The 20,295-nt window shown below is 63.8% G+C and carries 17 protein-coding genes; 9 read left to right on the top strand and 8 right to left on the bottom strand.

Going from position 1 to position 20,295, the window contains the following annotated elements; genetic code table 11:
- Positions 1 to 14: 14 nt before the first annotated feature.
- The 6 genes from AB5Y54_RS18525 to AB5Y54_RS18550 form a co-directional block, all read right to left on the bottom strand.
- Positions 15 to 1,343 carry an IS4 family transposase gene (locus AB5Y54_RS18525; protein WP_010676218.1) on the bottom strand — a complete coding sequence of 443 codons (1,329 nt, stop codon included), beginning with the start codon at positions 1,341 to 1,343 and terminating at the stop codon, positions 15 to 17.
- Between the two features lie 134 nt (positions 1,344 to 1,477).
- Positions 1,478 to 2,533, bottom strand: coding sequence for a 3-deoxy-7-phosphoheptulonate synthase AroG (aroG, locus tag AB5Y54_RS18530; RefSeq protein ID WP_041212942.1), 1,056 nt, complete (start codon positions 2,531 to 2,533; stop codon positions 1,478 to 1,480).
- A gap of 196 nt (positions 2,534 to 2,729) precedes the next feature.
- Complete coding sequence (gene aroA, locus AB5Y54_RS18535) at positions 2,730 to 4,010, bottom strand: 3-phosphoshikimate 1-carboxyvinyltransferase (RefSeq protein ID WP_119197720.1); 1,281 nt, start codon at positions 4,008 to 4,010, stop codon at positions 2,730 to 2,732.
- Positions 4,011 to 4,180: 170 nt separating this feature from the next.
- Positions 4,181 to 5,269 carry a 3-phosphoserine/phosphohydroxythreonine transaminase gene (gene serC, locus AB5Y54_RS18540; RefSeq protein ID WP_113724858.1) on the bottom strand — a complete coding sequence of 363 codons (1,089 nt, stop codon included), beginning with the start codon at positions 5,267 to 5,269 and terminating at the stop codon, positions 4,181 to 4,183.
- A 224-nt stretch (positions 5,270 to 5,493) separates the two neighbouring features.
- Positions 5,494 to 6,423 (bottom strand): electron transfer flavoprotein subunit alpha/FixB family protein, encoded by a 930-nt coding sequence (locus AB5Y54_RS18545; protein WP_119197721.1) that lies wholly within the window; start codon positions 6,421 to 6,423, stop codon positions 5,494 to 5,496.
- 103 nt (positions 6,424 to 6,526) lie between these two features.
- Positions 6,527 to 7,276 (bottom strand): electron transfer flavoprotein subunit beta/FixA family protein, encoded by a 750-nt coding sequence (locus AB5Y54_RS18550; protein ID WP_160836922.1) that lies wholly within the window; start codon positions 7,274 to 7,276, stop codon positions 6,527 to 6,529.
- A 126-nt stretch (positions 7,277 to 7,402) separates the two neighbouring features.
- Here AB5Y54_RS18550 and AB5Y54_RS18555 point away from each other — a divergent pair, with 126 nt between their 5' ends.
- The 3 genes from AB5Y54_RS18555 to AB5Y54_RS18565 all read left to right on the top strand — a co-directional run bounded on the left by AB5Y54_RS18555 (position 7,403) and on the right by AB5Y54_RS18565 (position 11,015).
- Positions 7,403 to 9,046, top strand: a complete 1,644-nt coding sequence (locus AB5Y54_RS18555; RefSeq protein ID WP_201972606.1) for an electron transfer flavoprotein-ubiquinone oxidoreductase — start codon at positions 7,403 to 7,405, stop codon at positions 9,044 to 9,046.
- Positions 9,047 to 9,461: 415 nt separating this feature from the next.
- On the top strand, positions 9,462 to 10,409 hold the full coding sequence (corA, locus tag AB5Y54_RS18560) for a magnesium/cobalt transporter CorA (protein ID WP_005301617.1): 948 nt from the start codon (positions 9,462 to 9,464) through the stop codon (positions 10,407 to 10,409).
- A gap of 144 nt (positions 10,410 to 10,553) precedes the next feature.
- The gene (locus tag AB5Y54_RS18565) at positions 10,554 to 11,015 is read left to right on the top strand and encodes a DUF2919 domain-containing protein (protein WP_043155869.1); all 462 of its coding nucleotides are present in this window, start codon (positions 10,554 to 10,556) and stop codon (positions 11,013 to 11,015) included.
- Positions 11,016 to 11,024: 9 nt separating this feature from the next.
- Here the strand turns inward: AB5Y54_RS18565 and AB5Y54_RS18570 are convergent, their stop codons facing one another.
- On the bottom strand, positions 11,025 to 11,774 hold the full coding sequence (locus AB5Y54_RS18570) for a hypothetical protein (RefSeq protein ID WP_124814501.1): 750 nt from the start codon (positions 11,772 to 11,774) through the stop codon (positions 11,025 to 11,027).
- A 215-nt stretch (positions 11,775 to 11,989) separates the two neighbouring features.
- Between AB5Y54_RS18570 and AB5Y54_RS18575 the strand changes: the two genes are divergently transcribed.
- From AB5Y54_RS18575 to AB5Y54_RS18595, 5 genes are all read left to right on the top strand, one after another.
- Entirely contained in the window at positions 11,990 to 13,225 is a 1,236-nt protein-coding gene (locus AB5Y54_RS18575; RefSeq protein ID WP_124814502.1) for an MFS transporter, read from the top strand.
- Between the two features lie 60 nt (positions 13,226 to 13,285).
- The gene (locus AB5Y54_RS18580; protein WP_042017256.1) at positions 13,286 to 15,259 is read left to right on the top strand and encodes a siderophore amonabactin TonB-dependent receptor; all 1,974 of its coding nucleotides are present in this window, start codon (positions 13,286 to 13,288) and stop codon (positions 15,257 to 15,259) included.
- 78 nt (positions 15,260 to 15,337) lie between these two features.
- Positions 15,338 to 16,354, top strand: a complete 1,017-nt coding sequence (locus AB5Y54_RS18585; protein WP_119197724.1) for an amonabactin ABC transporter permease subunit 2 — start codon at positions 15,338 to 15,340, stop codon at positions 16,352 to 16,354.
- Positions 16,355 to 16,366: 12 nt separating this feature from the next.
- Complete coding sequence (locus AB5Y54_RS18590) at positions 16,367 to 17,416, top strand: amonabactin ABC transporter permease subunit 1 (protein WP_042017258.1); 1,050 nt, start codon at positions 16,367 to 16,369, stop codon at positions 17,414 to 17,416.
- Positions 17,417 to 17,459: 43 nt separating this feature from the next.
- Entirely contained in the window at positions 17,460 to 18,278 is an 819-nt protein-coding gene (locus AB5Y54_RS18595; protein ID WP_119197725.1) for an amonabactin ABC transporter ATP-binding protein, read from the top strand.
- A gap of 90 nt (positions 18,279 to 18,368) precedes the next feature.
- Here AB5Y54_RS18595 and AB5Y54_RS18600 read toward each other — a convergent pair whose 3' ends face one another.
- Positions 18,369 to 19,100, bottom strand: coding sequence for a 4'-phosphopantetheinyl transferase (locus tag AB5Y54_RS18600; RefSeq protein WP_119197726.1), 732 nt, complete (start codon positions 19,098 to 19,100; stop codon positions 18,369 to 18,371).
- Positions 19,101 to 19,285: 185 nt separating this feature from the next.
- Here AB5Y54_RS18600 and AB5Y54_RS18605 point away from each other — a divergent pair, with 185 nt between their 5' ends.
- Positions 19,286 to 20,224, top strand: a complete 939-nt coding sequence (locus AB5Y54_RS18605; RefSeq protein ID WP_119197727.1) for an iron-siderophore ABC transporter substrate-binding protein — start codon at positions 19,286 to 19,288, stop codon at positions 20,222 to 20,224.
- Positions 20,225 to 20,295: the final 71 nt, after the last annotated feature.

The following is a 20,295-nucleotide window of genomic DNA, read 5'->3' on the forward strand; positions in this document are numbered from 1 at the left end:
GTAATGCCAGTCAGTTAAGCCTGACTGGCATTGTTTTTACTAGGTTTTCTCGTCGCATACTTCTGTGGTTTGGCTTTGATGCACCTTGGGTAACTTCGTTCTCGGCGGGCGGGTAACTTGAACTGCTCTGCCTGTTTGTCCAACTCAGCGACACGCCCTGGAACCATGCCCGGTGACACAAACGGCAGGCAACTGAGTTCATGCAGCAGATACACCGATGCCATGTGAAAGCTCAACTGGCTGGCCGTATAGCCCTTTAAGCTCGCCGCCATCCTAACCATCTGATATCTCAGTAGGTTATAGGCCAATACCAAGCCCCATAGCTCCTGCCTTACTCCATCGGGTTTCTTGCTGCGCAGCGTCAGCCGGTGCTGTTGCAGGCTATGTTTCATCTCCCGATAGCCCAGCTCGATTTCCCAGCGATTCTGGTATAGCTCCATCAACTCGCTGGCCGGGAAGCGCAGCGGGTCGGTGAGCGAGGTCAGCACCTGCCGCTCCTTGCCGTTTACCGTCCGGGTCAGCAGCCGGGCTTCGAACTGCTCCGGCAACTCGCTCCACTTCTTCTTGGCCTGCGGACTGGCTCTGAGGCGTACCAGCACATCCTGCCGCCCCAGCTTGCGGATGACCTCGTATTGAGCCCCCTTTTTCAGCGGAATAAGCCAGTGACGCGCTACGCCCTGGCGTTGCCAGGCATGGAGTAACCCCAGTGAGTAGAAGCCCTTATCGAACAGGGTCAGGCTATTATCGGGTGTTTTTTCAATCAGTTGCTCTGCCAACACCATCTCGTTTACCGCACAGGAGTCCATCACTGTCTGGGTCAGCAGATGACTGGTCAGCTCCATCTGACACAACATGCGGACCTGGGGATATTGCGTCTCCCCCTGGACGGTTTTCGACTTGGCAAAGGCGCCGGCATTGTCCGGAGTATCGGGCGTGCGCCAGACCACCCCGTCCACGGCCAGCAGCTGCAAGCCGGCCCAGGTGGGGTGCTGACACAGCTGATGCCAGAGTGTGGCGGTCTGCTGGAACACCTGTCGAACGGCTTGGTCAGCCAGTTTTTGGCGCGCCTGGATGAAGGCGCTGGGGACGACAAACGGCCGGTCGCCGGGTAACAGGATATCGAGCTGGTTGGCCAGCTGGGCCATAGGGACATGACGAAACAAGGACATCCCGATAATGGCCCATAGCACCCGCTCCATGGGCATGCGCCGTCGGCGCAAGGAGACGGAGCCCGTCTCGGCCAAGCAAGCCTGCACCAGTTCAGGTGACAGCAGGTCAGACAGGGACTCAAACTTTCCGGGAGGACAGGCGTGAATGAAGTCGAGAGCTTGGTCGATACGCATAAAAAAATCCGAAACCCAACAAGGAGTTTCGGATTCTTACACAGCCTGAGGATCGGTCAATGGATCCTTAACTGATCGGCATTACGACCCAGGGTCGCGCTTTTTTATTGCCCCGCCAACGGGGCGCCTTGGGCTCAGAGGGCGTTGCGAGCGGCCACGGCGTCCGCCAGGTTGCGCAGCAGCACCTCGGTATCGGCCCAGCCGATGCAGGCGTCGGTGATGCTCTGGCCGAAGGTGAGCTCGCACCCGTCCACCAGATCCTGACGCCCTTCCACCAGGTGACTCTCCACCATGACGCCGAACACCGCCTTGCTGCCGGCACGCAGCTGACCGGCCACGTCCTCGGCCACCAGCATCTGGTTCTTGAACTGCTTGCTGCTGTTGGCGTGGCTGAAGTCGATCATCACTTTCTGGGGCAGACCCGCCTTGTCCAGACCACTCACCACCTCATCCACGTGACGGGCGCTGTAGTTGGGCTCGCGGCCACCGCGCAGGATGATGTGACAGTCCGGGTTGCCAGCGGTCGAGACGATGGCGGAGTGGCCGTACTTGGTCACCGACAGGAAGTGATGCGGGGCGCTGGCGGCGCCGATGGCGTCGATGGCCACCTTGATGGTGCCGTCGGTGCCGTTCTTGAAGCCCACCGGGCAGGAGAGACCGGAGGCCAGCTCGCGGTGTACCTGGGATTCGGTGGTACGGGCACCGATGGCACCCCAGCTCATCAGATCCGCCACGTATTGCGGGGTGATCATGTCGAGGAACTCGGAGGCGGTCGGCAGCCCCATGTCGTTGAGATCCAGCAAGAGCTTGCGACCCAGGCGCAGACCGTCATTGATCTGGCAGCTGTTGTCGAGGTAGGGATCGTTGATCAGCCCCTTCCAGCCCACTGTGGTACGGGGTTTTTCGAAGTAGACCCGCATCACGATCTCCAGCTGATCTTTCAGCTCGTCGCGCAGCACCTTGAGGCGTTTGCCGTATTCCAGGGCGGCGACCGGATCGTGGATGGAGCAGGGGCCGATCACCACCAGCAGGCGATCATCGTCGCCGGCCAGGATGTTGTGGATGGCCTGACGGGATTCAAACACGGTGGCCGAGGCGGTGTCGGTCGCCGGAAACTTCTCAAGCACCGCAACCGGGGGCAATAACTCTTTGATTTCACTGATACGAACGTCGTCGGTTTGATGCTGCATGACCAAGTTTCCTGCTAGATGACTGCGATAAAGAGATCTCAATCTAGCCCTGTGCCGGGTCGGTGTAAATAGAAAATTACATTCTTCGACAAGGAATTTTATTATCGCACCTTGCAAGTTTGCATAATGCTGCTAGGAGGCATGAAAAAAGCGGGGGCAGAGATGAAAAGGCCCGCACGAAGCGGGCCGAAAGGGCTCAGGCCTGACTGACGCTGGCCAGCTTGTCGAAGTAGTCCGGGAAGGTCTTGGAGGTGCAACCCGGATCATTGATGGTGACCGGCGTATCGGAGAGTGCCACCAGGGAGAAGCACATGGCGATGCGGTGATCGTTGTAGGTGTCGATGGCCGCGTGTTTGAGCTGTGCGGGCGGGATCACGGTGATGAAGTCGTGCCCCTCCTCCACTTCCACGCCCAGCTTGCGCAGCTCGGTCGCCATGGCGTGCAGGCGGTCGGTCTCCTTCACCCGCCAGTTGTAGATGTTGCGGATAGTGGTGGTGCCCTCAGCAAACAGCGCCGTGGTGGCGATGGTCATGGCCGCATCCGGGATGTGGTTCATGTCCATGTCGATGCCGTGCAACGGCCCCTGCTCGGCCTCGATGAAGTCATCGCCCCAGGTGATGCGGGCCCCCATCTTCTCCAGTACGTCGGCGAAGTGGATGTCCCCCTGGATGCTGTGCTTGCCGATGCCGGTAACCCGCACCTTGCCCTTGATGGCGCCCGCCGCGAGGAAGTAGGAGGCGCTGGAGGCATCCCCTTCCACCAGGAAGTCCCCCGGGCTGACATAGGTCTGGTTGCCCTTGATGTAGAACACCTTGTAGTCGTCGTGCTCGATGACCACCCCGAACTGCTTCATGATGTGCAGGGTGATGTCGATGTAGGGCTTGGAGACCAGCTCCCCCTTGATGTGGATGCGGGTGTCGCCGGCCGCCATGGGGGCCGCCATCAAAAACGCCGTCAGGAACTGGCTGGAGACGGAGCCGTCGATGTGGACATCGCCACCCCAGAGCCCCTTGGCATCCACCACCAGAGGCGGATAGCCATCTTTCTTCAGGTACTGGATGTGGGCACCCGCTTCGCGCAGGGAATCCACCAGGTGGCCGATGGGGCGCTCTTCCATGCGCGGCTCGCCGCCCAGGGTGTACTCGCCGGAGCCCAGGCACAGGGCGGCGCACAGGGGGCGCATGGCAGTACCGGCATTGCCGAGGAACAGGTTGACCGGTGCCGAGACCGCGAAGCTGCGACCCAGACCGTGCACGGTGCACTCGGTCTTGTCGGCGGAGAGCTTGTACTTGACGCCGAGCTGGGTCAGCGCCGCCAGCATGTGGCGGATGTCATCGCTGTCGAGCAGGTTGGTCAGCCGGGTGGTGCCCCGGGCCAGGGCCGCCAGCAGCAGGGCCCGGTTAGAGACACTCTTGGAGCCGGGCAGATTGACCACCCCGGCCACGCTAGAAATGGGTTCCAAACGCAACGAATTCATAGACTTCCTGTTCGATCTCAATTAAATCACCTGACCGGACGTTAACAGCCCGCGTCCCCCGCGGCAAGTTCGACAGTGGCACGACCGCGGGAGAGGGCGGCCTGGGTCAGGATGGGTCTGAAAAACAGACGCCGGGGAGTCCCCGGCGTCTGGCAATGGGGAGACACGCCTCAACCGTGGCGTTTGGCAAAGTCATCCATAAAGCTGACCAGGGCCTTGACCCCTTCCAGGGGCATGGCGTTGTAGAGGCTGGCGCGCATGCCACCGACGATGCGGTGTCCCTTGAGGGCCAGCAGACCGGCCGCTTCCGACTCCGCCAGGAACAGCTTGTCCAGGGCCTCGTTCTTCAGCTGGAAGGGCACGTTCATGCGGGAGCGGCAGGCCACATCCACCTTGTTGCCATAGAAGTTCGACTGATCGAGGTAGCCGTAGAGGAAGTCGGCCTTCTCCTTGTTGCGTGCTTCCATCGCCGCCAGGCCACCCTGCTCCTTGAGCCACTCGAACACCAGACCGGCCAGATACCAGGCGTAGGTGGGGGGCGTGTTGAACATGGAGTCGTTCTTGGCGGTGAGCTGGTAGTCGAAGATAGACGGCACATCGGCGCGGGCCTGGTTCAGCAGGTCGTCGCGCACGATGGCGATGGCCAGACCAGAGGGGCCGATGTTCTTCTGGGCACCGGCGTAGAGGATGCCGAAGCGGCTCACGTCGAGGGGACGGGAGAGGATGGTGGAGGAGAGATCCGCCACCAGGGGCACATCGCCGGTGGCCGGGATGTCGAACATCTCGATGCCATCGATGGTTTCGTTCGGGCAGTAGTGCACATAGGCGGCATCGGCGCGAAACGCCGGCGTCGGCAGCAGGTGGGAGACCCCCTGCTCGTTCTTGGCCACCCCCTGGAAGGTCTGGATGTCACCGTATTTCTGGGCTTCATCCACGGCGCTCTGGGCCCAGACGCCGGTCACCAGGTAATCCGCCTTCTTGTTGGCGCCACCCAGCAGGTTCATGGGCACGGCGGAGAACTGGCCGCGGCCACCGCCGTGCATGAAGAGCACCTTGTAGTTGTCCGGCACCGCCAGCAGGTCGCGCAGGTCCGCTTCGGCCTTCTCGGCGACCGCCATATAGGGCTTGCCGCGATGGGAAAGCTCCATGACCGAGGCTCCCAGCCCCTGGAAATTACAAAATTCGCGCTGGGCGCGCTCCATGACTTCAACCGGCAACATGGCAGGGCCGGCGCAGAAGTTGTAAATCTGTTTGCTCATGACGCTTTCCGTGAATGGATGTGTGTGATCGGTGACTCGAACGTTTTTACACGACAGCCCCCCGTGGGGGCAAAGGCTTTTTGGGATCCAGCGCAACCTTTTGCCCCGGCGCCACCGGGCACCCATCAGACAAAAGCCCTGAACGGGCCAGGGCTTGCAGAGAATATGCATGGAAACGGGGGCGAGACAGCACGGACGGCTTTGTTCGCCCCTTTGTGGCAAATTTACAGCTTGGCGGTGAGCTCCGGCAGCAGGGTGAAGAGATCCCCCACCAGACCGTAGTCCGCCACCTGGAAGATGGGGGCCTCCGCGTCCTTGTTGATGGCGACGATCACCTTGGACTCCTTCATCCCCGCCAGATGCTGGATGGCCCCCGAGATGCCCACCGCGATGTAGAGCTCGGGGGCCACCACCTTGCCGGTCTGCCCCACCTGCAGGTCGTTGGAGACATAACCCGCATCCACGGCGGCCCGCGATGCCCCGACGGCAGCCCCCAGCTTGTCCGCCAGGGCGTCGATGAGGGCAAAGTGCTCTTTCGAGCCGAGTGCCCGCCCGCCGGAGACCACCACCCGGGCCGCCCCGAGCTCGGGTCTGGCGGAGCGCACCGCACGCCGCTCGATGAGCCGGGTACGGCAGCGCACCTCGGCCACCGGCAGCGATTCCATCACGGCACGCTCCTCCCCGGACCCGGCCTTGGCGAACGCGGTAGGCCGCACGGTGAGCACCTTGACGGGGGCGCTGCTCGCCACCCGGGCGATGGCGTTGCCCGCATAGATGGGACGCAGGAAAGTGTCGGGCCCCTCGATGCCGGTCACCTCGGCGATCATCTCCACCCCGAGCCTGGCCGCCACTCGCGGCAGCAGATCCTTGCCCTGGCTGCTGGCCGCCATCAGGCAGTGCTGGTAGTCCCTGGCCACCTCGGCGAGCAGTCTGTCGACCCCGTCGTTGAGCCCCTCCGCCAGCATGGGATGTTCTGCCAGCAGCACCCGGTTTACCCCCGTGAGGGCGGCGGCCTGCTTCCCCGCCTCCGTCAGCCCCTGCCCCAGCAGCAAGAGGTGCACCTCGCCCCCCAGGCGCCCCGCCGCCGTGACCAGCTGGGCCAGGTTGTCGGCGATCCGCCCCTGATGATGTTCCGCAATCACAAGTACGCTCATGGCAGCACCTTCATGTCATCCATTGATCCCTTGCTCCCCGGGGCCGCTGCCCCATGCATGGCGCTCACGCCTGCGGGAGGCATCCCTCTCATGCCCCTGCCCATCAGAGCACCTGGGCTTCGTGCTTGAGCTTGTCCAGCAGCTCGTCCACCGAGCCCACCCTGATGCCGGCGCTGCGCACCGGCGGCGCCATCACCCCGAGCTGCCGTGTCTGGTCGGCCGGCACCACCCCGAGGGCGGCGAACGGCTGGCTCTCCAGCGGCTTGCGCTTGGCCTTCATGATGTTGGGGAGGGAGGCGAAGCGCGGCTCGTTGAGGCGCAAGTCCACGGTCACCACGGCGGGCAGCGCCATGCCGAGGGTCTCGAGGCCACCGTCTATCTCGCGGGTCACCTGCAATTCCCCCTCCACCAGCCTGATGGCGGAGGCGAAGGTGGCAAGCGGCCAGTCATTGAGGGCGGCGAGCATCTGCCCCACCTGGTTGTTGTCGGAATCGATGGACTGTTTGCCGAGCAGCACCAGATCGGGCTGCTCCTGCCCGCACACCGTTTGCAGGGCCCGGGCCACGGTGAGCGGAGTCAGGGTCTCGTCGGTAACATAGTGCAGCGCCCGATCCGCCCCCAGCGCCAGGGCATGGCGCAACTGCTCGGCCGCCGCCTCGGGGCCGAAGGTCACCACCACCAGCTCGGATGCCACGCCGGCTTCCCGCAGCCTGACCCCCTCCTCCACCGCGATTTCACAAAACGGGTTGATGCCCATCTTCACATTGGCGAGCTCCACATCGGAGCCATCCCCCTTGACCCGGATCCTGACGTTGTAATCAACGACCCGTTTGACTGCGACCAGCAGCTTCATGGCGGTCATCCCTCATACCTGTTGTGTGGGTCCACCTTGTCGTCACTCACTTTTCTGCTGACAAAGTGGTTTACGTTTACGTAAACTACCAGCACTACCCTAGGCCAAGTCGAGCACAGAGGCAAGATGGAACGCGAAGCAATGGAATTTGATGTCGTCATCGTGGGTGGCGGCCCGGCAGGCCTGAGCGCCGCCATCGCATTGAAGCAGCAGGCCCCGGCCCTCTCGGTCTGCCTGCTGGAGAAGGGGGCCGAGATCGGCGCCCACCTGATCTCCGGCGCCCTGCTCGATCCCGTCGCCCTCAGGGAGCTGCTGCCAGAGAGCTGGCAGGAGGCCCCCCTCGGCGTGCCGGTGACGGATGATCAGGTCCATCTGCTGCAAAACGACAGCCGCTCCCTGCAGCTGCCCCACTGGGCGGTGCCACCCCGCATGCACAACGACGGCAGCCACATCATCAGCCTCGGCACCCTCTGCCGCTGGCTCGGCAAGCAGGCCGAGGCCCTCGGTGTCGAGATCTACCCGGGCTTTGCTGCCAGCACCCTCATCGTGGAGGAGGGCCGGGTGCGCGGGGTGGTGACCGGTGATCTTGGTCTCGACAAGGAGGGCAACCCCAAGCCGGATCACGTGCCCGGCATGGCCCTGTATGGGCGCTATACCCTGTTTGCCGAAGGGGCGCGCGGCCACCTCGGCAAACAGCTGATCGCCCGATTCCATCTGGAAAATACCGCCCAGCCGCAGCATTACGCCATCGGCTTCAAGGAGGTGTGGCAGGTGCCAGCGGGACAATCCCATCCTGGGCGGGTGCTCCATGGCAGCGGCTGGCCCCTTGGGGAGGGAAAGGGCAACAAGAGTCAGGGGGGCTTCTATCTCTATCATCTGGCCCAGGATCAGGTGGCGGTCGGCCTTATCGTCGATCTCAACTACCAGAATCCCTGGCTCAGCCCCTTTGACGAATTCCAGCGTCTCAAGCACCACCCCCTCATCGCGGCAACGTTGCAGGGGGGCGAGCGCATCAGCTACGGCGCGCGGGCCATCACCAAGGGGGGCTGGCACTCATTGCCGCGCATGCACTTTCCCGGCGGTCTGCTCATCGGTTGTGACGCGGGCACCCTGGACTTCTCCCGCATCAAGGGGATCCACACTGCCATGAAGTCCGGCATGGTGGCGGCCGCGACGGTCGCCATGGCACTGCGAGGAGGGGATGAAGGGGGACGGGATCTGGCCGAGTTTCAGGACGCGCTGCTGCAAAGCTGGCTGACCCGGGAACTGAAGAGGGCCCGCAACGTCGGGGCCGCCCTGCACCGCTTCGGCCCCTGGCTCGGCGGCGCCTTCAACTGGCTGGAGCAGCGACTCTTTGCCTTGACCTCTCCTTTTACTCTGCTGGACAAGGAGCCGGATTACCGCCAGCTGCGCCTGGCCAGCCGTTGCCAGCCCATCGACTACCCCAAACCCGACGGCAAGCTCAGCTTCGACAAGCTCTCTTCCGTCTATCTGGCCAGCACCAGCCACGACGAGGATCAACCCTGTCACCTGACCCTTCAGGACGCGCGCATTCCGGTCGAGGTCAACCTGCCCACCTGGGCCGAACCCGCCCAGCGCTACTGCCCGGCGGGGGTGTTCGAGATCCTTGATGGGGATACCCGGCCAAGGCTGCAGATCAACGCCGCCAACTGCATTCACTGCAAAACCTGCGACATCAAGGATCCCAGCCAGAATATCGTCTGGACGCCGCCCCAGGGCGGCTCGGGCCCCAACTATCCCAATCTGTAACAGGCTTGCCCACGCACACCAGAGCAGATAACAAGGAGACGCAGCCCCGGAACACCGCCCGGAGACCGTTTCCTGCGCTTGGCCGGGGGCTGTCGCAGGGCGACCAGCAACCCGCCATTCCCGCCGGTGAGCCCGGGCCCTCCCCCACACCAGGGCGAACAAAGAAGGCGACGCCGGGATCGCCCGCATCGGGGTCGCCACGGCTGATCCGACCTCGCCGATTTTTTGAGCGAACAGGCTGAACCCCTGATGAATAGGCCCTGACAAGCGGGTCCCGCCCCTGTATAGTTCGCCGCATTCAGGTTGTCCATCGGCCTCGTTATGCTATTTCATGGGATCGCTTTCCGTGCGATCTAAGGCCGCATGAACCTGTGCAACCATCCCTGATTACCCATGACTTCTTAAGGGGGGACAGATGATCACCGCCTACATTCTCAACAACAAGGTGCTGGACATAGTCACGCTCGGGCCGGATGACATCGTTCCCGACAACACCGTCTGGCTGGATGCCTACAAGCCGGACACAGCGGAGCGAGAATGGTTGACGGGCCTGTTCCTGGAGGAGGTGCCGGACAAGGAGGAGCTCGATGACATCGAGGCATCCGCCCGCTTCTACTGGGACACCGACGGTCTGCACATCCACTCCCTGTTTCCCCAGCGCATCGGTCGCGACACCAAGGGTGTGCACGTCTCTTTTACCTTGCGCAACAACCTGCTGATCAGCATCCGCGAGGATGACATCGGCCTGGTGCGTTTGCTGCGCCACTACATGCGTCAGGACAGACTGGAGGTCGAAGATGCCCTCGACATCCTGCTGGAGGTGCAGAACCTCAAGGTGGAGTACCTCTCAGACCTGATCGAGGATGGGTACAAGACCCTGGAGAACACCGCCGATCAGATCTTCGAGCCGGACCAGATCAACCCCATGCTCAAGGAGCTGATGGCCCAGGAAGAGGCCAACGGCCAGATCCGTCTCTCCCTGCACGATACCCGCCGCGCCCTGCGCTTCCTCAAACGCAGTCTGCGCCAGCGCATGACGGGAGAGCAGAACAAGTGGATCGACGAGATGCTGCACGACGTGGAATCCCTGCTGCCCCATACCCAGTTTCTGTTCGACAAGATCAACTTCCAGCTGGAGGCCTCCATGGGGGTGACCAATCTGGAGCAGAACAAGGTGATCAAGATTTTCTCGGTAGCCGCGGTGATCTTCCTGCCGCCGACGCTTATCGCCAGCATCTACGGCATGAACTTCGGCCGCATGCCGGAGCTCGCTTGGGAATACGGCTACCCCCTCTCCCTGGTGCTGATGGTGATGTCATCGCTGGGCACCGGTCTCTTCTTCAAGCGAAAAGGCTGGCTGTGACGCCGGAACCCGGCAACTAAAGACTGCGGATTGGGGGGCCTGGCCCCCCGATTAATTCCCGGCCGTTGCCGGCCTTGCAATGGCCTGCCCTGTGCCCCATATCCCCTTCATCACTCGCACTGCATGAATGGATACCGGTCCACCATGACCCTCTACCCCGAACACCGTTACGACGATCACGGCCAATTGCGCCCCCCGCTCTGGTTCTGGCCCATCGCCCTCTTGCTGACCCGCTCGGTCTGGCTGTTTCTGATGGCGGGGGTCACCCGGGAGAGTGGCAGCGCCATCCTGACCCTCTTCTACCCGGACAAGCTCACCCTCTATATCAGCCTGCTGACGGACGTGCCCGCCATGCTGGCGCTGCTCGCCTGCGGCGGCACCCATCGCCAGACCCACAGTGCCAGAGCCTGGCTCAGACGCCACAGCCGCGCTCTGCTGCTTTGCTCCACCGCGAGCGGCCTAGTGATGCAACTGCACAGCCTCAATCTGCAGCAGTGGTCGTTCAACTGGCCCACCGCCCTGGTGCTCATCGCCAGCCTCTGGGCGCTCTGGTATCTGCTAAGAAGCCGCCAGTTGCGGGATTACGCTCTGGATCAGCCCCACTGACAGGCTGGTTCACTGGCGCGTGACCCGGATCTGCAGAGTCTGGCGTTCGCTGCCGCTGGCCCCGCCCATGCCTGATGGATTGGCGATCGCGGCCTCCCGGCTGCCTTGGGTTGTGGAAAGCTCCCCCACCGTCAGCCACTGGCCCGGGGCGCCGCTCACCTCGGTGGCACTCTGGCCGGTGTGTATGTTGCCTCGCTCCACTCTTGCCTGTTCACTGCTGAGGGCCACCTGCACCCTGTCCCCTATCAGGGTCGCGGTGGCGTAGAGACCGTTCATCAGCGGCATCATGCCCACCACCCTTCCCCCCTGCCACTGGTAAAAGGTCACCGGCTGATAGGACCCCATCTGCAACAACACGGGCCGTCCGGAGAGGCCACGCACCTGCCAGTTGTCACTCTGGCTGCGTTCATAGTGCCGGGCATCCCCCTCCAGCAGCCACTGCCGTTTGGCATCCAGGCCCAGCCCCACTCCGGCCTGCTGACTGCTGGAGGCGCCATCCACCCGCCACTCGATGAGCAGGCTTTGGGGCGGCTGGTTCACTTGCGCCAGGGTACGCTCGGCCTCCTGCAACTGGGCGGGGGTTCCGCTCAGTACCAGCTGGTTGCCCATGGCGCTCACCCCAAGATCCGGGTAGATCTCCTTGAGCGTCTGCACCGCGGCATCCGCTTCGAATACCGGTATGACCTTCACTTCGGCCCTCAGGGGCAATGCCAGCAACAGGCAGCACCCCAGCCCCCAATACCCTGATCCAGTGCGCATCTTCTCCTCCCGGCGTTCACCGCCACCCTCTCGCTTCCTGCCATCATGGTCCATGGCGCCCCGATTGCAACGGGCCTAGTATGCAACCCCACACAGAGGCACCTGATAAAGACTCGTTAAGATACCAATCAATACAAATAAAAATGGTTATCATTTGTTGTCACAACAAAAACCCTCGGATACAATTCGGACTCATTTTTTCGAGTCAGCCTCTGATGAAGCCAGAATCCGTCGCATCCACCCCTGCCGCCATCCACCTGGCGCTGCTCATCAACATGCTCTCCATGGGCTGCATGATGATGGTGATGCCCCTTGGCCCGGAACTGGTAACCCGTCTGGGGATGCTGCCGGAGCAGACAGGTTACTTCAGCGGCGGCGCCACCCTGGGAGCCGCCCTGCTGGGCCTCCTGGCCGCCCCCTGGCTCGATCGGGTCAACCGCAAACCCGCCCTGCTGGTACTGCTGGTCCTGCGCTTCCTGCTCTTGATGGCTTGCACCCTGGCCGAGGATAGCCAGACCCTGCTGCTGCTCTTTATCCTGTCCGGCTGCGTGGCCGGCCCCCTTGGGGCCATCCTGATGGCGGCGGTGCTGGATCTGGTACCGCCCGCCGAGCGGGGCCGCCGTCTCGCCTACGTGGGCATGGCGTTTTCCCTGGCCGCCATTCTGATCGTGCCCGCAGCCCTCGTGCTGGCCCAGTGGTCTGGCTGGCAGAGCCCCTTCCTCTTGTTTGGTGCTGGCGGCCTGCTGCTGGCCCTACTGTGTGCCATCTGGCTGCCGTCCCTGCCGGTCAACCGGGCCCCGGCAGGCCAGGGGATGCGCCAGTTGCTGGGGTCACCGCTCTGCCTGGGAGCCCTTTTCATCCTCTGCCTGCAGATGTTCGGCCACTTCCTGCTCATTCCGCACTTTGCCAACTACTTCCAGTTCAACCTGGGTTTCCCGCGCGAGCAGATCGCCAGCCTCTATCTGTGCGGCGGCCTTGCCAGCATGGCCACCATGCGCCTGTGCGGCGGCTGGATCGATCAGGGCCGCGCCCAGGGCGCCACCCTGCTCACCAGCCTGGCCCTGGCCCTGATCACCCTGGTGGGCTTTGCCTTGCCGGCAGGCCTGCCTCTCTATCTGCTGTTTACCCTCTTCATGGCCCTGAGCTCCGCCCGTGCCAGCACCACCCTCGCGGTCACGGCGGCCATTCCGGCCCCCCATCAGCGCGCCGCCTTCATGTCTTTCCAGGGCTCGGTCACCAATGTGGCGGCGGGCCTAGGCAGCCTGCTCTCTGCCAGATATCTGGTCTCCGACGAGGGGGGCGCCCTGCACGGTTTCCCCACCCTGGCCTGGATCAACATTGCGTGCACCCTGGTGGCCTGCGCCGGTGTCTGGTTCCTCATCCGGGGCCTGAAGCGCACAAGAGATAACAATAATCCTGCCTCTGGCACCGCCAGACAAGGAAGTCAGTGAGCACCGGATCAGAAGAATCCGGACCCCATAACCTCAGTTATATCCATGGAGTTTTTGACAATGCAGTTGCAGCACGGCCTCTTTAAACTGAACCCCATTCTGCTCTCCCTTGGTCTGCTGGCCGTACCGGGCCTGGCCCAGGCCGAGTCCGTCAAGGCCAACGAGACGGTGGTGGTCACCGCCACCCAGACCAAGCACACCGAGCTGACCGCCCCGGCCAGCGTCTCCGTGGTCACCCGCGCCGATCTGGACAAGATGAACGTCAACAACATCGGCGATGCCCTCAAGCACGTGCCCGGTGTCAACATCATCGGCACCAACCCCACGGGTCGCAACGAGATCAAGATCCGCGGCATGGGCGGTGACTACACCCTGCTGCTGGTCAACGGCAAGCGGGTCAACGCCCGCGAGACCCTGGGCAGCTCCTTTGGCAACGACTTCGACTTAAGCTCCATCCCCATGGCCGCCATCGAGCGCATCGAGGTGATCCGCGGTCCCGTCTCCTCCCTGTACGGGGCCGATGCCCTCGGCGGCGTGGTCAACGTGATCCTGCGCCAGGCCAAGGAGAACACCGAAGCGGCCGTCGGCTACACCCACACCATGCCCACCAAGGGGGATGGCGGGGATGCCAACCAGGGTAGCGCCTTCGTCTCCGGCGCCCTGATCGACAACAAGCTGCTGGGCAGCGTGGTGGTGGAAGGCTATCAGCGGGATCGCTGGAAGAGCGATCAGTCCAACAACCCGGATGCCGACGCCCTGGAGAAACGGGAAGTGGTCAACGTGCTCTCCAGCCTGAAGTGGCTGGTGGCCGACAACCAGGACATCGACTTCGATCTGGGTTACAACCAGAACGACATGGACAGCTACTTCAACAACGTGCCCCGTGCCCCGACCGCACCGGCCACTCCCCACAACGTGCAGAAACTCGATCGCCTGAGCCTGGGGCTGACCCACAACGGCCGTTGGGAACACTTCGACAGCCGCGCTCGTTACTACTTCGAGCAGACCGATCTGATGGATGACTCCCAGCTCAACGGTGGCGCCGCCGACATCACCCAGACCAACAACACGGTGGATGGCCAGTTGAGCGGCTACCTCGGGGATCACCTGCTGACCTCGGGTGCAGAGTTCCGCAAGACCGAGCTGGAGCACAGCCGCAGCATCCAGAACGGCAGCGTGGATGCGAGCCAGAGCGCTCTCTACCTGCAAGACGAGTTCGGCTTTGGGGATCTGGCCCTGACGCTCTCCGGCCGTCTGGATCACCACGAGACCTATGGCAACGAGTTCAGCCCCCGTGCCTACGCCCTCTACTCCCTGAGTGACGAGTGGGTGATCAAGGGGGGCGCCGGCAAGGCGTTCAAGGCCCCGACCCTGGCCCAGTCCAGCGAAGGGTTCGCCACCACCGCCTGCCGCGGCGCCTGCAAGGTGATAGGCAACCCGGATCTGAAGCCGGAAACCTCCGTCAGCTACGAGCTTGGCACCGCCTACAACGCCGATCGCTTCGGCGCAGGCGTGACCGGCTTCCACAACGAGATCGAGGATCTGATCCAGAGCGATCAGTGGGGCCCGGGCTACCGTCCGACCGTCATGACCTACCTCAACGTCAAGAAGGCCCGCATCAAGGGGCTGGAGCTGACCGGCTGGTTCGACGTGCTGGACAACGTGCAGCTGACCGGCAACCTGACCCTGCTGGACTCCGAAGACAAGAGCACGGGTGACGATCTGGCCAAGACCCCGGATCACACCGGCAACATCGGCCTGGACTGGAAGGCGAGCGACGTGGTCAGCGCCAACCTGGCCTGGCAGTATGTCGGCAGCCAGGTGATCAAGGTGCCGGCTCGCAACGCCCAGGCATTCACCTCCAAGCACTACCAGACCCTGGACGTGAACACCAAGTGGACCGTCACGCCGGCCCTGGACTTCAAACTCGGCATCACCAACCTCACCAACACCCAGCGTGACGAGGTGGCGACCGACGCCGACTTCATCCTGGAAGGTCGTACCGTCTACGCAGGGGTCGATTACAAGCTGTAATCCATCCTGTATGCGGGAGCCCCGGTCGCGGGGCTCCCTTTTTGCGTTTCTGCCTCCCCGAATTCAAGGAGTCATTGAGTGCTCAGATACCAAGCTCGGCTGTTCTGGCTCGGCGTGCTGCTCCTCTTCCTGCTGATTTGTCTGTCACTGGCCACTGGGGCCGGTGTCTATGGTGGCCGCGAGGTCGCCGGTTTCCTGATGGGCGATCCCGCCTTCGTGGCCGATGAAAAGCTCGCCATGATAGTCCATACCCTGCGCCTGCCACGCACCCTGGCAGCCCTGGTGGTGGGGGCGTCACTCTCCCTGGCGGCTTCCATGCTGCAAAGTGCCACCCGCAACCCTCTGGCCGAACCCGGCCTGCTCGGGGTCAATGCCGGCGCCGTCTTTGCTCTGGTGATCGGCCTCACCTGGTTTGGCGTCGAATCCGCCTACGGGTATCTGCTCTGGTCCGGCATGGGGGCCCTGCTCGGCAACCTCATCGTGCTGGGCCTCGGCCTCATGGTGGGGCGCTCCAACCCCCTCAAGCTCATCCTGGTAGGGGTCGCCCTCTCCGCCACCTTCGGCGGTCTTTCCAACTTCCTGCTGCTCTCCAACCGGGTGGTGCTGGAGCAGTTCCGCTTCTGGAACTTAGGGTCCCTTGCCGCCTCCAGTCTGGAAGCGGTACTCACCGTGGTCCCCTTTGCCCTGGCCGCCCTGCTGCTGACCCTGGCGCTCTGTCGCCCTCTCACCCTGATGCAGATGGGGGATCACCAGTCCAGGGCCCTCGGCATCCGCCCCACCCGGGTGCGGGTCGGCGTGCTCTTGGCCGCAACGCTCTTCACCGCCTGCGCCATCGCCATCGCCGGTCCCATCGGCTTTGTCGGCTTCCTCGCCGCCTACTGCGCCCGCCTGGTGGAGCCGGTTCGCCTCGCCATCCAGGTGCGCTTCTCCGCCCTGTTCGGGGTGCTCTTTCTGCTCGGTGCCGATGTGCTGGCCCGCTGGCTTATCCAGCCCTACGAGCTGCCCAACGGCGTCATTCTGGCGCTCATCGGGGCGCCCGTGCTCATCCTGGTGGTGCGCAGCGGCGGCTTCCGCTCCCTGCTGGCCGTCAAATAAGGTGCCACGCCCATGAAGAACTCTCTCTCACTCCCGAGCGGCACCCTCTGCCTTCGCCTTGGCAGCCACACCCTGTTGCTGCACCGCCGCGCCTGGCTCATCACCCTGGGGCTCCTGGTCGCCCTCACCCTGCTCTCCCTGCTGGCCCTCACCCTGGGGTCCGGCAAGATCACCATGATGGGGGTGATCCAGACCCTGCTCGGGGAGGGAAGCCGACTCGATCAGGTAACCGTCTTCAAGATCCGACTGCCGCGCCTGTTGGCGGTGCTGGTGGCCGGCGCCGCCATGGGACTCTCGGGCTGCCTGGTGCAGACCCTGGTGCGCAACCGCCTCGCCACCCCGGACATGATCGGGGTCAACGAGGGGGCATCCCTGGCCATCATCATCTTCTCTCTCTATCTGACCCTGGGCACCTGGCCCTGGTGGGCCGCCCCCTTCGGCGCCCTGTTTGCCGCCGCCGTGCTCTATGCCCTGTGCAACAAGCCGGGGGAGCAGGGCTACCTGTTCGTGGTGATCGGCATCGGGGTCTCGGAGCTGATGAACGCCCTCGGCCAGTTCGTCATGTCCACCCAGTCCCTGGTGCACCTCACCAGCCTCTATCTGTGGAACATGGGCAACTTCGTCGGTCAGGGCTATGGCACCCTGCTGCCGGTAAGCCTGCTGCTACTGCTCATCTGCCCCTGGACTGTCTGTCTCTCCCGCTCCCTCGGCGTGCTGCGCCTGGGACCGATCACCGCCCGTACTCTCGGGGTCAACGTGAACCGGGTCCAGCTCGGGGTGCTGGCCCAGGCCATCATAGTCGCAGCCCTTGGCACCGCCATCGGCGGCCCCGTGGTCTTCATCGCCATGGCGGCCCCCATCCTTGCCTCCTGGCTCAGCCGGGATCGCATCGTGCCGCTCTGGATTGCCGCCCTGTGCGGCGCCCTGATGCTGCTCGCCAGTGACACCCTGGTGCGGGTGCTGGCCAGCCCCCACGAAGTGGCTACCGGCATCATGACCCGCATTCTCGGCGGCCTGCTGCTGCTCTTCATCCTGCTCAAAGATCGCCAGAAGGCCGACTGACCATGGCATTCATCCATTTTCAATACAGACCGAGGGCCGCCCGATGACGCTCACCGTGAACCGACTCCAGTTCGGCTACCCGCAAAAGACCATCTTCAAGGAGATCTCCTTCTCCCTCCCCCGGGGCAAGCTGGTGGGGATCGTCGGCCCCAACGGCGGCGGCAAATCCACGCTGCTCAAGCTCCTTGCGGGACAGGAGCAACCCCGGTCCGGGGAGATCCTGCTCAAGGAGAAGCCACTCGGTGCCTATGGCGCCAAAGCCCTGGCTCGGGAACTCGCCTATCTGCCCCAACGTCCCCTGGTCCCCCCCGGTATCCTGGTGGAGCAGCTGGTGCAATATGGCCGCCATCCCCATCAGGGCTGGTTCAATCAGTGGAGCGAGGAAGATGCTCGCATGGTGGACTGGGCCCGGGAGCGGATGCAGCTCGATGCCATCTGGCACCAGAGCGCCAGTTCGCTGTCCGGCGGTCAGGCCCAGCGGGTGTGGCTCGCCATGGTGCTGGCACAGGATGCGGACATCATCTTGCTGGACGAGCCCACCAGCGCGCTGGACATCGGCCACCAGACCGAGGTGATGGAGGCCATCCATCGGGTCGCCGCCGAGGGCAAGACGGTGCTTATCGTCATCCACGATCTCGCCACCGCCGCCCGCTACTGCGACGAGCTGATTGCCCTGGGGGATGGCGCCATCCAGGCCATGGGCCCGGCCCGGGAGGTGGTGACCAAGCCCCTCATCGATCGCCTCTACCAAACCGATGTGGACATACTGCACGCCCCCGGCGACGGGGCCCCTGTCATCGTGCCCCGCCGACGCGCTGACGAAGCGCCTCGCCTGCGCGCCGACCATGGCGTGCCGGCCTGAGCCATACCCTGTCCCAGAGAAAGAAACCGCCTGATGGCGGTTTCTTTCTCTGGGCTTTGCGCTGGCGTTATCCGGGCGCTGGCATCGTGCTCACAGCAACAAGACGGTGAGCACGCCCCCCGGCAGGGCTTGCCAGTGCAGGGTGCAGCGCCAGCCAGCTGGCAGGGTCGGTGTCAGCGGGCATTTGAGCTCCAGGGTGAGAGTCTGCGCCGTCATGGCGAGCCAGCGGGCATCGAGAAAGTCAAAGTAGCGCCCCACCCGGGGATAGAGCCCCTTGAAGAGGCTCTCCTTGGCGGAAAACACCAGGGTCACGCCCTCTGCCAGGCTCAGCTGGGCGTCGTGAACCCCCGCCTCCAGCCGTCCCCACTCCTCCCCATCCATGATGCCGGGCCAGAGCTTCGCCCCTTGGTCGCCATCGAGCCAGGCCTCCAGATCCAGCCCGATTCCCTCCTGGCCCGGACGCACCGCACACAGGGCCACCCCCTCTCCCGCCAGCCGGCTGTGGCTGATGCTCCCCTCCACCCCTTCAGGCCAGAGTGGCTCCCGGGCCGCTCCGATGGCCACGCTGCATCCTGCAAGACCGAAGGGACGCAGGGCCTCACGGGCTGCGAGACGCCCTGCCAGAAACTCCCCGAGGCGCTTGGGGGCAGCCCCCTGCAATGAAGCAGGCAGGATGATGCCCTGGGCCCCAAAGCACTCCGGCGAGAAGGCGGCGGGATCAAAACTGACCCGATGAAGAGACAGCGTCTCCAGGCCCGGCAGGCACAAGGCATCGAATTGACGGACAAAGGATCCATCGAGTGAGGGACAACGAGGCAACATGCAAGGCTCCTGACAGGGGCCTGCGATGGTACCAAAGCAAGCCGAGGTCATGCCACAAATACAAATGACAACGCTTCTCACTTGCTTTGTGGTAGCATGTCCCCGCCCATTCGGGGCTGGCCGGGCGGCTCTCAGGCACTTTCCACAGACTCCGGCCCACCGATTTCACCCATAAGGATGTCACCATGAAGATCTTCTCCCCGCTGGCCACCTTGCTCATGCTGGCCAGCCTGACGGGCTTCCAGGCCCAGGCGGGCAGCCGCCAGGTCATCGATGCCAACGGCCAGCCCCAGAGCGTCCCCGATTCGCCCCGGCGGGTCGTCGTGTTGAGCGAACTCGATCTCGACAGCGCCCTGACTCTGGGGGTGCAGCCGGTGGGCACCGTCAATGGGCGCGGCCAGTCCACCCTGCCCCGCTATCTGCTGGACAAGGCGGGCAAGGAGATCGCCGTGGTCGGGGATCTGGACAACCCCAATCTGGAGACCCTCATCGATCTGGAGCCGGACCTCATCCTCACCGGCCAGACCAAGCCCGAGCTCCTGGCCCTGCTCAAGGAGATCGCCCCTACCGTCGTCACCGGCAACTGGGGCGAGCCCTGGAAAACCGTGTTCGGTCGCAGCGCCGACGCGATGAACCGGGGGGCCGAGGCCAAGGCGTTCCTCACCCGGTATGAGGCCCGCCTGGCAGAGGCCCGCAGCAAGCTTGCCCAGCATCAGGGGGAACAGATGAGCATAGTGCGCTGGAACCCCAAGGGGCCGAGCTACATGCACGGCGGCACCTTTGCCAGCAGCGTGGTCACCGAGATGGGGCTCACCCGCCCCTCCCACCAGATTGGCGACAAGAGCCCCCACTCCCCGGCCCTGAGCCTCGAATCCCTCAACCTGCTGGACGGTGACTGGCTGGTGATCGGCACCCTCAGCACCAGCGGGGATGCGGTGGATGCCATGAAGCAGGCCGAGCAGACCCCGGCCTTCCAGCAGCTCGGCGCCATCAAGGGCAAGCGCTTCGGCGCCGTCGACGGGTCGCTCTGGACCTCCACCGGCGGCCCCCAGGCGGCCCTCAAGGTGATCGACGACGTCGAGCGCCTGCTCACCAAACCGGATGCCGCCCCCATCGCTCACTAAGCCCCCTCGGTTTACAGCCAACAAGAAGCCCGCATGATGCAGGCTTCTTTTTTATCCATCGCTCTTACCGT

This window comes from Aeromonas sp. s9, assembly GCF_040907765.1.
Lineage (GTDB): Bacteria > Pseudomonadota > Gammaproteobacteria > Enterobacterales > Aeromonadaceae > Aeromonas > Aeromonas caviae.

Coding starts and splice junctions, on each gene's coding strand:
- AB5Y54_RS18580 (WP_042017256.1), top strand. CDS start 13,286: ATGCAGTTGCAGCACGGCCTCTTTAAACTGAACCCCATTCTGCTCTCC.
- AB5Y54_RS18550 (WP_160836922.1), bottom strand. CDS start 7,276: ATGAAGCTGCTGGTCGCAGTCAAACGGGTCGTTGATTACAACGTCAGG.
- AB5Y54_RS18570 (WP_124814501.1), bottom strand. CDS start 11,774: ATGCGCACTGGATCAGGGTATTGGGGGCTGGGGTGCTGCCTGTTGCTG.
- AB5Y54_RS18575 (WP_124814502.1), top strand. CDS start 11,990: ATGAAGCCAGAATCCGTCGCATCCACCCCTGCCGCCATCCACCTGGCG.
- corA (WP_005301617.1), top strand. CDS start 9,462: ATGATCACCGCCTACATTCTCAACAACAAGGTGCTGGACATAGTCACG.
- AB5Y54_RS18595 (WP_119197725.1), top strand. CDS start 17,460: ATGACGCTCACCGTGAACCGACTCCAGTTCGGCTACCCGCAAAAGACC.
- AB5Y54_RS18600 (WP_119197726.1), bottom strand. CDS start 19,100: ATGTTGCCTCGTTGTCCCTCACTCGATGGATCCTTTGTCCGTCAATTC.
- AB5Y54_RS18565 (WP_043155869.1), top strand. CDS start 10,554: ATGACCCTCTACCCCGAACACCGTTACGACGATCACGGCCAATTGCGC.
- aroA (WP_119197720.1), bottom strand. CDS start 4,010: ATGAATTCGTTGCGTTTGGAACCCATTTCTAGCGTGGCCGGGGTGGTC.
- aroG (WP_041212942.1), bottom strand. CDS start 2,533: ATGCAGCATCAAACCGACGACGTTCGTATCAGTGAAATCAAAGAGTTA.
- AB5Y54_RS18545 (WP_119197721.1), bottom strand. CDS start 6,423: ATGAGCGTACTTGTGATTGCGGAACATCATCAGGGGCGGATCGCCGAC.
- AB5Y54_RS18555 (WP_201972606.1), top strand. CDS start 7,403: ATGGAACGCGAAGCAATGGAATTTGATGTCGTCATCGTGGGTGGCGGC.
- AB5Y54_RS18525 (WP_010676218.1), bottom strand. CDS start 1,343: ATGCGTATCGACCAAGCTCTCGACTTCATTCACGCCTGTCCTCCCGGA.
- AB5Y54_RS18590 (WP_042017258.1), top strand. CDS start 16,367: ATGAAGAACTCTCTCTCACTCCCGAGCGGCACCCTCTGCCTTCGCCTT.
- serC (WP_113724858.1), bottom strand. CDS start 5,269: ATGAGCAAACAGATTTACAACTTCTGCGCCGGCCCTGCCATGTTGCCG.
- AB5Y54_RS18605 (WP_119197727.1), top strand. CDS start 19,286: ATGAAGATCTTCTCCCCGCTGGCCACCTTGCTCATGCTGGCCAGCCTG.